Source organism: Microbulbifer jejuensis, from assembly GCF_047289955.1.
Classification (GTDB): domain Bacteria; phylum Pseudomonadota; class Gammaproteobacteria; order Pseudomonadales; family Cellvibrionaceae; genus Microbulbifer.
Genome location: NZ_JBLBUB010000008.1, coordinates 31323 through 41908 on the forward strand (window position 1 = coordinate 31323; position 10586 = coordinate 41908).

Annotated in this window: 9 protein-coding genes; 7 read left to right on the forward strand and 2 right to left on the reverse strand. The window is 57.6% G+C overall.

All coding sequences use genetic code 11. The features are described 5' to 3' along the window. The first annotated feature begins 25 nt into the window (after positions 1 to 25). Both ACL7TT_RS06810 and groL read left to right on the forward strand, forming a co-directional pair. On the forward strand, positions 26 to 319 hold the full coding sequence (locus tag ACL7TT_RS06810; RefSeq protein WP_299947120.1) for a co-chaperone GroES: 294 nt from the start codon (positions 26 to 28) through the stop codon (positions 317 to 319). Positions 320 to 366: 47 nt separating this feature from the next. Further along, positions 367 to 2010 carry a chaperonin GroEL gene (gene groL, locus ACL7TT_RS06815; protein ID WP_299947119.1) on the forward strand — a complete coding sequence of 548 codons (1644 nt, stop codon included), beginning with the start codon at positions 367 to 369 and terminating at the stop codon, positions 2008 to 2010. Between the two features lie 274 nt (positions 2011 to 2284). On the opposite strand, the gene ACL7TT_RS06820 is transcribed toward groL, so the two are convergent. Next, the gene (locus ACL7TT_RS06820; protein WP_413394176.1) at positions 2285 to 3802 is read right to left on the reverse strand and encodes a M48 family metalloprotease; all 1518 of its coding nucleotides are present in this window, start codon (positions 3800 to 3802) and stop codon (positions 2285 to 2287) included. 208 nt (positions 3803 to 4010) lie between these two features. Here ACL7TT_RS06820 and ACL7TT_RS06825 point away from each other — a divergent pair, with 208 nt between their 5' ends. Both ACL7TT_RS06825 and ACL7TT_RS06830 read left to right on the forward strand, forming a co-directional pair. Continuing rightward, a complete protein-coding gene (locus ACL7TT_RS06825; protein WP_413394177.1) occupies positions 4011 to 4289 on the forward strand; it encodes a sulfurtransferase TusA family protein in 279 nt (92 codons plus the stop codon). A 20-nt stretch (positions 4290 to 4309) separates the two neighbouring features. Further along, positions 4310 to 5401 (forward strand): AI-2E family transporter, encoded by a 1092-nt coding sequence (locus ACL7TT_RS06830; protein ID WP_299947116.1) that lies wholly within the window; start codon positions 4310 to 4312, stop codon positions 5399 to 5401. Between the two features lie 83 nt (positions 5402 to 5484). Here ACL7TT_RS06830 and ACL7TT_RS06835 read toward each other — a convergent pair whose 3' ends face one another. After that, positions 5485 to 6057, reverse strand: a complete 573-nt coding sequence (locus ACL7TT_RS06835; RefSeq protein WP_413394179.1) for a DJ-1/PfpI family protein — start codon at positions 6055 to 6057, stop codon at positions 5485 to 5487. A gap of 251 nt (positions 6058 to 6308) precedes the next feature. On the opposite strand from ACL7TT_RS06835, the gene ACL7TT_RS06840 reads away from it, so the two are divergent. The 3 genes from ACL7TT_RS06840 (at position 6309) to ACL7TT_RS06850 (ending at position 10562) form a co-directional block, all read left to right on the forward strand. Further along, the gene (locus ACL7TT_RS06840; RefSeq protein ID WP_413394181.1) at positions 6309 to 7412 is read left to right on the forward strand and encodes a phosphoribosylaminoimidazolesuccinocarboxamide synthase; all 1104 of its coding nucleotides are present in this window, start codon (positions 6309 to 6311) and stop codon (positions 7410 to 7412) included. Between the two features lie 208 nt (positions 7413 to 7620). Beyond that, positions 7621 to 9987 (forward strand): marine proteobacterial sortase target protein, encoded by a 2367-nt coding sequence (locus ACL7TT_RS06845; RefSeq protein ID WP_413394183.1) that lies wholly within the window; start codon positions 7621 to 7623, stop codon positions 9985 to 9987. Beyond that, on the forward strand, positions 9987 to 10562 hold the full coding sequence (locus tag ACL7TT_RS06850) for a class GN sortase (protein WP_413394185.1): 576 nt from the start codon (positions 9987 to 9989) through the stop codon (positions 10560 to 10562). The genes ACL7TT_RS06845 and ACL7TT_RS06850 overlap by 1 nt, the downstream gene beginning before the upstream one ends. Positions 10563 to 10586: the final 24 nt, after the last annotated feature.

Sequence of the window (10586 nt, forward strand, 5' to 3'; positions counted from 1 at the left end):
AAACGACTCAATGGAGAGCTTATCCATGAAAATTCGTCCTTTACACGACCGCGTCGTAGTGCGCCGTAAGGAAGAGGAAGCGATGTCAGCTGGCGGTATTGTTCTGCCAGGTGCTGCTAAAGAGAAGCCGAATCAGGGCGAAGTCCTGGCCGTAGGTGAAGGCAAGCAGCTGGACAACGGCGATGTTCGCGCGCTGTCTGTCAAGGTGGGTGACACCGTTGTTTTTGGCCGCTACGCCGATAGCAATACCCTCAAGGTGAATGGCGAAGAGCTGATCATCATGAGTGAAGGTGACATCTACGGCGTGCTGGAAGGCTAATTGGGCCTTTAACGCTACTCGCACAAAGAATCTGAGGAATATGAATCATGGCAGCTAAAGACGTAGTTTTCGCTGACGACGCCCGTCAGAAAATGCTCAAAGGCGTAAATATCCTGGCCGACGCCGTTAAGACCACTCTGGGCCCGAAAGGCCGCAATGTGGTATTGGACAAATCCTTCGGCGCGCCCACGGTCACCAAAGACGGGGTATCTGTAGCGAAGGAAATCGAACTGAAAGACAAGTTCGAAAACATGGGTGCGCAAATGGTGAAGGAGGTTGCTTCCAAAGCTTCCGATACCGCCGGTGACGGCACCACCACGGCGACTGTACTGGCCCAGGCGATTGTGACCGAAGGCTTGAAGTCTGTAGCCGCTGGTTTCAATCCCATGGATCTCAAGCGCGGAATCGACAAAGCGGTTGTCGCGGCTGTTGACCATATCGCCAGTCTGTCCACCCCCTGTGCCGACAGCAAGTCTATTGCCCAGGTGGGCACCATTTCTGCTAACAGCGATGAGAGTGTTGGTACCATTATCGCCGAAGCCATGGAAAAAGTTGGCAAAGAAGGCGTCATCACCGTTGAAGAGGGTTCCGGCCTCGAAAACGAGCTGGACGTTGTGGAAGGTATGCAGTTCGACCGCGGTTACCTGTCTCCCTACTTTATCACCAACCAGGAGAACATGACTGCCGAGCTGGAAAATCCGTTTGTTCTGCTGGTAGACAAAAAGATTTCCAACATCCGCGATCTGCTGCCGCTGTTGGAGCAAGTGGCCAAGGCTTCCAAGCCGCTGCTGATTATCGCAGAGGACGTTGAAGGGGAAGCGCTGGCCACTCTGGTGGTAAACAGCATGCGCGGAATTGTTAAAGTCGCTGCTGTCAAAGCGCCCGGCTTCGGCGATCGCCGCAAAGCCATGTTGCAGGACATCGCTATCCTGACCGGCGGCACCGTGATCTCCGAAGAGGTTGGCCTTGACCTGGAGGGAACCACCCTGGAGCACCTGGGCACCGCCAAGCGCATCACCTTGTCCAAGGAAAATACCGTAATTGTGGACGGCGCAGGTGAGGTAAAAGATATCGAAGCCCGCGTTACCCAGATCCGCGCGCAGATTGAAGAATCCACTTCCGACTACGACAAGGAAAAGTTGCAAGAGCGTGTAGCCAAGTTGGCTGGTGGCGTTGCCGTGATCAAAGTGGGCGCCGCCACTGAAGTGGAAATGAAAGAGAAGAAGGCCCGCGTTGAAGATGCACTGCATGCGACCCGTGCCGCGGTAGAGGAAGGTGTGGTACCCGGTGGCGGCACCGCGCTGATTCGCGCTACCCAGGCCATTTCTGTCACTGGTGCTAACGAAGATCAGAACCATGGTATTGCAGCCGCTCTGCGCGCTATGGAAATGCCTATGCGTCTGATCGTTGCCAACGCAGGTGACGAAGCTTCTGTTGTGGTAGACAAAGTGAAGCAGGGCGAAGGTAACTTCGGTTACAACGCCGCTACTGCTGGGTATGGCGATATGCTGGAAATGGGTATCCTGGACCCAGCCAAGGTCACCCGCGCTGCACTGCAGGCCGCTGCTTCTATTGCTGGTTTGATGATTACCACCGAAGCCATGGTTGCAGAAGTGCCGGAAGACAAGCCCGCTGCTGCTCCTGACATGGGCGGTATGGGTGGCATGGGCGGTATGGGCGGCATGATGTAAGCCGGCTTTTACGCCCACCCAAAAAACCGCATTTGCGCTAATGCCAGCCAGTTGAAAAAACTGGCTGGCATTTTTTTGAATATTTTTTGAAGAAGATGTTGCCCCAATTGTTGGCCGCCCTCAAGGGGTCTCCCCCCCCCCCCCCGCCCAAGCGGCAGCATAGAACCGGTGCTATTTCCTGAATGCCTTTCGGTCGGAATGCTTTGTGGCAAGGCAGTGGAGGCAGTGTCAGGTTTTCACATCTACCGCCAATGACTGCGCATTTTTCCCGCAGTTACAGTTCTTTGGCCTTTTCCTGCATCTTGATAACGTCTTTCATGCGCTGCTCAAGAATCGCGTGGGTCTGATAATCGTTCTTGGTCATGCGGACGCCGTGGCGCAGGTGCTGCAGGGCCTTGTCGAAGACGCCGTTGAGGATATAGTACTCGGCGCGGGCCTCGTGCACACCGACGATATCCCCGGCCAGGCCATGGGTCTCTGCCAGCAGGTACCAAACAGAGGGATCTTTTTTGCGCACGCGGCTGTATTTGGCCAGGATGCGCTCGGCAGCGAGATAATTGCCAGCCTTAAAGTGCGCATTGGCGAGGCCCATAATCAGGGCGTGGTCGCCGGGGTTTCGGTCGAGCGCGTGTTCCAGGCGCCTGTTGGCGCTGGTGTAGTCTTCGCGCACCAGGTCGATATCGGCCCGCGCGAGCACAAAAGCCGCTTTTGAGGGTTCTCTGTCCAGCAGCGGCTGCAGGGTATCCAGAGCTGTATCCGGCTTGCCGGCGGCGATTTGTGCCAGTGCCAGACCGTAGCGGGCGGCGTCTTCACTATCGTTGATTCCACCCAGTTCCGCTTGGAAGCGTTTGATGGCCTGCTGAGGCGTGGGCTCGGTGGCCAGGCGGATACGGGCGCGCATCAGGTGGAAGTCGCGGCTGTCGCTGGGGGGGATGTCGTCCATGCGCTGGGAGCGCAGCTTGGCGTCGGCAATCCGCTTTTCGGTCACTGGGTGGGTGAGGAGGAATTCAGGCGGCCGGCGGTAGTAGCGGGTCGCTTTGAGCATTTGCTCGAACATCTCCCCGGCGGCATCCGGGTCGCGCCCGGATTTGGCCAGGGTTTCGATACCAACCCGGTCTGCCTCCTGTTCATTCTTGCGGCTGAAGCGCAGCTGGCTGTCCAGGGCCGCCGCCTGGGTGGCGGTTATGGCGGCGAGGCCAGCATCGCCGCCAGCGGTTGCGGCAATTACCAGGGCGCCGAGCATGCCGGCGAGTGTGGGAATAGTGCTGTTGCGCTGGGCCTCCAGAGAGCGGGCATAGTGCCGCTGGCTCAGGTGGCCCAGTTCATGGGCGATGACCGAGGCAAACTGGTCTTCATTTTTTGCAAACAGGAACAGGCCGGTATGCACCCCCATAATGCCGCCGGGGACCGCGAAGGCGTTCATGGTTTCATTATTCACCACGACCACATCAATGTGTTTGTCTTCCAGTGGGCTGTACTCTGCAAGCCCCTTTACGGTTTTTTCCACGTACTGTTGCAGCAGCGCATCGTTGGAGGTGCGAACCTGGCTGCGGAAGATGCGCAGCCACATCTGTCCCAGTTCCTTTTCGCGTTTGCGGGATACAAGCCCACTGGAGCTATCGCCCAGTTCCGGCAGGCGGATCTCTTCGCTGTCTGCGCTGGCGGTGATGGGGGTGATGGGGGTGGCTACGAGCAGCAGTCCGATGCCCAATGCCGTGAGGCCGGCGCGAAAGCAGTGCAGAAAAGGCAGGTTGTCGCTTGGTTGGGGTAAGGTATTTTGGGGGTCAGTCATCTCGATTACTGCTCAGTCTGTCCGTGAAGGATCTATAGTCCAACTCTATACGCAACCCCATTGGACTGTCGAGGATTTGACCTGGAGGACCCTATAAGGTTCACCTAAGTGCCATCCGGCAGGTAAAAAAGCGTAAAGCGCTAGCGGCATCTGGCGCGGATTCCGCGCTATAATCCGCAGCCATCCAAAGCCTGTGACCAAGTAACCAATGGCACTGAACCCCAGTGAGACAGCGTCCACGCAGCCACCCCCCGAATGGGAAGCGGCTGCGGTTGTGGATGCGCGGGAGCTGCCATGTCCGCAACCCCTTTTGGCCCTGCGCCGGGCCCTGGGTAAGTATGAGGCGGGCACCCTGTTGTGTGTGTTGGCCACGGATGAGGCCTCATGGCGGGATTTTCACAGTTTTGCCGCTCTGAGTGGCAGATCCCTGCTGCGCGCCGAGCAGCGTAACAACACGTTCCTATATTGGCTATATGCTGGCAAATGAACAACCAATCCAGAGAATCTATGTTTTCGATTGTAAAAAGCTGGGTGAACCGCTACTTCAGCCAGGAAGAAGTAGTATTGCTCGTATTGCTGCTTGCCGTGGCTCTGGTGGTGCTGGCCACTCTCGGGGTGGTACTGGCCCCTGTGCTCACCGCTCTGGTCATCGCTTTTTTGATGCAGGGCATGGTGCAGAAACTGACATCCTGGCGGGTGCCCCACTGGCTGGCGGTAACACTGTCCTGCATGGTGTTGGTGGGCACCATTGTGGCACTGCTGTTTGTCGTACTGCCGATTATCTGGCGCCAGCTGGTGCGGCTGGGTGCGGAATTGCCGAATATGGTGCAGCGCGGTCAGGAGCTGTTGTTGTTATTGCCCGAGCGCTACCCGCGCCTGATTTCCGCAGCGCAGATAGACGAGATCTTCGATATCCTCGGCAGTGAACTGGGGGGTATCGGGCAGACGTTGCTGGCCTTCTCCCTGACCAACCTGCCAATCTTTGCCGGATTACTGATTTACGTGGTGGTGGTGCCGATTCTGGTATTTTTCTTTTTGAAGGATTCCAATCAGCTGATCCGTTGGTGTACCTCCCTGCTACCAAAAGAGCGCCCCATGCTACATCAGATCTGGTATGAGATGAATGACCAGGTGGCCAACTATGTGCGTGGCAAGGTGGTCGAAATCGGTATAGTTGCAGTGGTCAGCTACGCCGCCTTCCTGTTTCTGGGGGTGAACTATGCGCTGTTGTTGGCGGTGGCAGTGGGCTTCAGTGTGCTGATCCCCTATATTGGCGCAGCCGTGGTGACCATTCCGGTAGCTGCAATCGGCCTGTTCCAGTGGGGCTGGAGTAATGAGTTCTTCTACCTGATACTCACTTACGGCATCATCCAGTTGCTCGATGGCAATGTGCTGGTGCCCCTGTTATTTTCCGAGGCAGTCAATCTGCATCCGGTGGCGATTATCCTCGCGGTACTCTTTTTCGGCGGCATCTGGGGCTTCTGGGGCGTTTTCTTTGCCATTCCCCTGGCAACCCTGCTCAAAGCCATTATGAGCGCCTGGCCCACCAGTGAGCACCAGGCGGAATGGGAAGCCAGGAAGATACCGGAGCAGCGTTGAGCGGGGGTCTGAAACCGCGGGTTCTGGTAGAGACAGAGGGACCGCTGGCGAACTTGGCCGGATGGTGTGTGAGTGGCCAGGTTTTAACCAGCGTGCTCGGCAGCGAGCATGGCTCTGAATTGCATCAGCGTGTCCGCTGGTAAACCAGCGGCTTCAAATACCGCTGCGGTGAAGGAAACCGGAGCCGTTCCCGGTGCGGAGATCACACCCTGATCAGATACAGCAGCGGCACTTTCACGATAGTGTTTTTCACCGCTATAGCCCCGGACGTGCTGCTTTAAGAACGCCGCACTGTTCGATGTGTGGTCCGCGTCATTGAAAATACCCGCCCTGGCCAAGGCCAGTGTTCCCCCACAAATTCCGGCAACGGTGCCGCCCTGTTTATGGTGAGTGCTCAGTAAGCTGGTCATATCAGGTGCTTGTGTGGTTTCCCATAGGGTACCGCCAACAACGACAATGATTGCGGGTTGAAAATCGTCAATCTCGTTCAATTGGCGGGAGATGACCACTGTCAGCCCGCCCTGGGACACTAGCTGCTCTGCTTGCGGGGCGAAGAACTCGATCTGCATACCGTAAAACGGGCCGCCGGTCCCGGCAATCAGAGCGTATTCCCAATCGGCAAAGCCCTGGGTAAGGATCACCGCAATCTTTGTCATCTCCACTCTTCTCCTAGAGTATTGCGCACTCACTGCACGGCATTCTATCGCGATTGTGCGTCTGCTGGATCACAGCACTTGTGCCACAGTGTTTCCTATCATTTTTATTACGGCGGTATATTCGCTCCCAGCAGCGGTCTTATCGCGGAATTTTCGCGCTTAATGCCTATCTTTTCTTTGTCTGCGGGTAGCGGCATTTGCTAGAATGCCGCGCTTTCCTTTCGTTGGTCCCTTCAAACAGGTGAGCGCCCATGAGTCTGGCTGACAAAGTCCTGGCGGTCAATAATGACTTGCCGATCCGTACTAACAAGCCCATCCACAGCGGTAAAGTCCGCTCCGTTTACTGGTTGACCGGGGCTGACAGCCGCCGTCTGATTGCCGAAAAAGGCTACCCGGTAGCGCCGGACGCCCCTCTGGCGGTGATGGTGATTTCCGACCGTATTTCCGCTTTTGATTGTATTTGGACCGGTGAAGATGGCCTGCGCGGTGTGCCCGGCAAGGGCGCGGCGCTGAACGCCATCTCCAACCACTGGTTCAAACGGTTCAAGGAGCAGGGCCTGGCCGATAGCCATATTCTGGATATTCCGCACCCGCTGGTGTGGATTGTGCAGAAGGCGCGTCCGGTCATGATTGAGGCCATCGCCCGTCAGTACATCACCGGCTCCATGTGGCGCGCCTACCAGAAGGGCGAGCGCGGGTTCTGTGGCATCGAGATTGCCGACGGCCTGCAAAAAGACCAGAAACTGCCCGAACTGCTGATCACCCCCTCCACCAAAGGTATTCTCAAAGATATTCCCGGCGTGCCAGAAGCGGACGATGTGAATATCACCCGCAGGGATATTGAGGACAATGTTGCGGCCTTCAATTTTCACAGTGCCGAGGATATTGACCTATACGAAAAACTGTTGAAAGAGGGCTTTGATGTAATCTCTACAGAGCTGGAAAAGCTCGATCAAATCTTTGTCGACACCAAGTTCGAATTCGGTTATGTCACCGATGCCAATGGTGCGCAAAAGCTCATCTATATGGATGAGGTAGGCACCCCGGACTCCTCCCGTATCTGGGACGGGGAGCAGTACCGCACAGGCAAGGTTGTGGAAAACTCCAAGGAGGGTTTCCGCCAGGCCCTGCTGAATCACTTTGCGGATGCCGATATCCTGCTGAACAAGGACCGTATGCAAGAGCGCCTGGCCCTGGCCCGTGACAACGCGCTGCCGCAATCCATGCTGATGGACCTCTCCGCCACCTATGTGGGTATCGCGGAGAAAATTACAGGCCAGAAGCTCGAAATGTCCGATAACCCAAAAGCAGAACTGACAGAGATTTTGCGCAGGGATTACGACTTGGTCGACTGATCGGGTCTTAGGCGTAAAAAAACCGGCACAAGTGCCGGTTTTTTTTGCCCTCTGCAAAACCCGGCTTTGCTTTTGCAGCTTTGCAATTTGCTGCCCGCCACATTTCGCCATTATTGCTCCTCACTTTCGCCCGAATCACTGCCGGGTTTTGCCCGCTTCCCTGTGTTTAATACCTCCTGCAATCAATTAAAAGGATGGAGGGGAGTTTGTGAACAGGGTGATATTGTTTGGGCAGCGCTTTCACAAAGATGACCTGATGTTGCCAACGGAAGAATACTACCGTCGTCGCCAGCGCAGCGGCGGTTCCGGCCGCTGGCTGCTGTTTATTGTGGTGGTGCTGGCCGTAGTGATAGCCGCCATCGGTGCAGAGGTGCATGCGCAGGAGCTTCCCGGTGATATGGGCAATGATAACGATCCCTCGCTGGAAATGGTTACCCTGGACGAGGTAAAAGCCGGTGATTTGCTCTTTGCCGGTACAGAAACGGGGCGCTATATCCCCGCGGTACACCTGGCCAGCCGGGTCAAAATGATCGTTCGTGGACTGGTTGCAGAGGTGCAGCTGCAACAGGAGTTTCAAAATACCAGCGACAACTGGCGGGAAGCCATTTACGCACTGCCGCTGCCGGAGCAGGCGGCAGTGGCGGGCTTGGAAATCCAACTGGGCGAGCGCCGTATTGTCGGCAAGGTGCACGAGCGCAAACAGGCAGCGAAGATGTACAAGGTTGCCCGTGCAGCGGGCAGGCGCGCGGCCCTGCTGGAGCAGCAGCGCCCCAACCTGTTCACCAATAAGGTGGCCAATATCGCGCCGGGAGAAACGGTGCAGGTCAATATCCGCTATCTGCAACCGGTCACTTACGATGGGGGGAGTTTCTCCCTGCGTATGCCCACCACCCTTACACCCCGTTATATTGCCGGCGCGCCCCTCCCGCTGCCAACGCTTGGTGGTGAAGGGTTGGCGTTGGTTACGGAACAGAATGGCTGGGCCCTGCCCACAAGCCAGGTGCCGGATGCAGCGGCGATTACCCCCTTAATGCAGCCGGCGGAAGAGCTTGAGGCTATTGGCAGCCATAAAATTGCCATTGAGGTGGAGCTGCACAGTGGCCTGCCATTGGCACAGATTAACAGTCCATATCACACCTTTGATGTCGACAATAAAGAGAGCGGGCTTTACACCATTCAGCTGCGTGAGGGCACTGCGCGGATGGACCGGGATTTTTTCCTGAGTTGGCAGCCGCATAATTCCACATCGCCCCGCGCGGCCCTGTTTAGCGAGCGGGTGGAAACACAGGACAGTGACGGGGAGAACACCGATACCTACCTGCAGGTGATGCTATTGCCTCCGGATGATGGCATCCGCAGTCAGCGCCTGCCCCGAGAGGTGGTTTATGTGATTGATACTTCAGGTTCGATGGCTGGGAATGCCATTCGCCAGGCCAAGGAAGGTTTGATTCTGGCACTTTCCCGCTTGCACGCTAGTGACCGCTTTAATGTCATCGAATTTAACAGTATCACCCGGGCTTTGTTTCCGCGCCCGGTAGCGGCGAACGCGGAGAATATCCGCCGTGCGCGCCAGGAAATCGAGCATTTAAACGCGGGTGGTGGAACGGAGATGGCACCGGCACTGCGCCTGGCCCTGGGACAGCAGTTGCCGGACGACACCGGCCTGGTACACCAGGTGGTCTTTATCACCGATGGTGCCGTGGGCAATGAGCAGGCGCTATTTGAAGTGATTCGTCAACATCTAAACAACACACGCCTGTTTACCGTGGGTATCGGCTCGGCGCCCAACAGCCACTTTATGCGCAAGGCCGCGCAGTTTGGGCGCGGCACCTTTGTCACCATTGGCGATATCGCCGAGGTGCGCGGACGTATGCAGGCCCTGTTTGCCAAGCTGGAAAATCCCATGGCCACCGATCTGCAGCTCAGCTGGCCCTCGGGTGTGACAGCCGATGCCTATCCCAAGCGCATCCCCGATCTCTACCGCGGCGAGGCAATGCAACTGGTGGCGAGGATTGACGGGGATAAGCTGCAGGGGGATATCCAATTGCGCGGGCGTATGGCGGGTAAACAGTTTGTGCGCAGGCTGGCGCTCAAGAGCGATGGCGCGGCCGGCTCCGGCGGCCTCGGCAGTCTGTGGGCGCGGAGTAAAATTGAAGCCCTGCGCGACCAGCAACTGCAGGTGGGGGAGGGCAGTGATGCGGGCCTGGCCCTGCGCGCGCAAATCCTGCAGCTCGCCCTGGGCCACCAGCTCGCGAGCCCCTATACCAGCTTTGTCGCGATTGAGGAAACCGTAGTGCGCCCTGCCAAAGGGGCGCTCTCGCGCAGCGCTGTGGCCAATATGACAGCGAAAGGCCAGGTCTTGCAGCGCCAGGCCTATCCCAGTACCGCCACCGGAATCTACGCCCAGTTGCTGGCCGCAGCCGGCCTGCTCGGATTTGCGGCGCTGCTGCGTCGCGGGCGCCGGATGCGCGGTACCGTGATGGGCGGGCTGTGCGGCCTCTTGTACTGGGTGGCGCCGGGCCTGCGCCGATTCCGAGGCGGCATCCAGGCCGGGCCTGGGCATGTGTGCCCGTGATGCGCACCCTGTTTTTCCTGTTGTGCCTGGCGGCGGGGCTATGGCAGCTGGGATCTGCGGGCTGGCTGCTGGCCAAGGCGCAGCTGGCACAAATCCTGATTGCCCATGCCTGGGAGGAGCAGCTGCAGAGCGGGGTTCGGCAAAAGCCCTGGCCCTGGGCGGATACCTGGCCTGTGGCCAGGCTCCAGTTGGCAGGGCAGTCGCCGTTGATGGTCCTCTCTGGCGGCAGTGGTCAATCCCTCGCCTTCGGCCCGGGTATGCTGGCCGGTTCGGGGCATCCGGGTGAGCTTCGTACCACCGTGATTGCAGCGCACAGGGACACCCACTTTGCGGGGCTGGAAAAAGTGCGACGGGATAGCGCTGTTTACCTGCAAGATCACCATGGCCGCTGGCATACTTACCGGGTTGCAGAGAGGCGTATTGTGAACAGTACGCACGAGCGCCTGCCGATTTTTGCCGAGCGTGGACTGCTGCTGGTGACCTGTTACCCCTTCAATGCCCTTGCAGCGGGAGGGTCTTTGCGGTATCTGGTCTACGCTGAATATCAGTCCACGGGGAAGCCGGTTCGACTGTGACTGGTATCTTTGTTTGGGACTCGA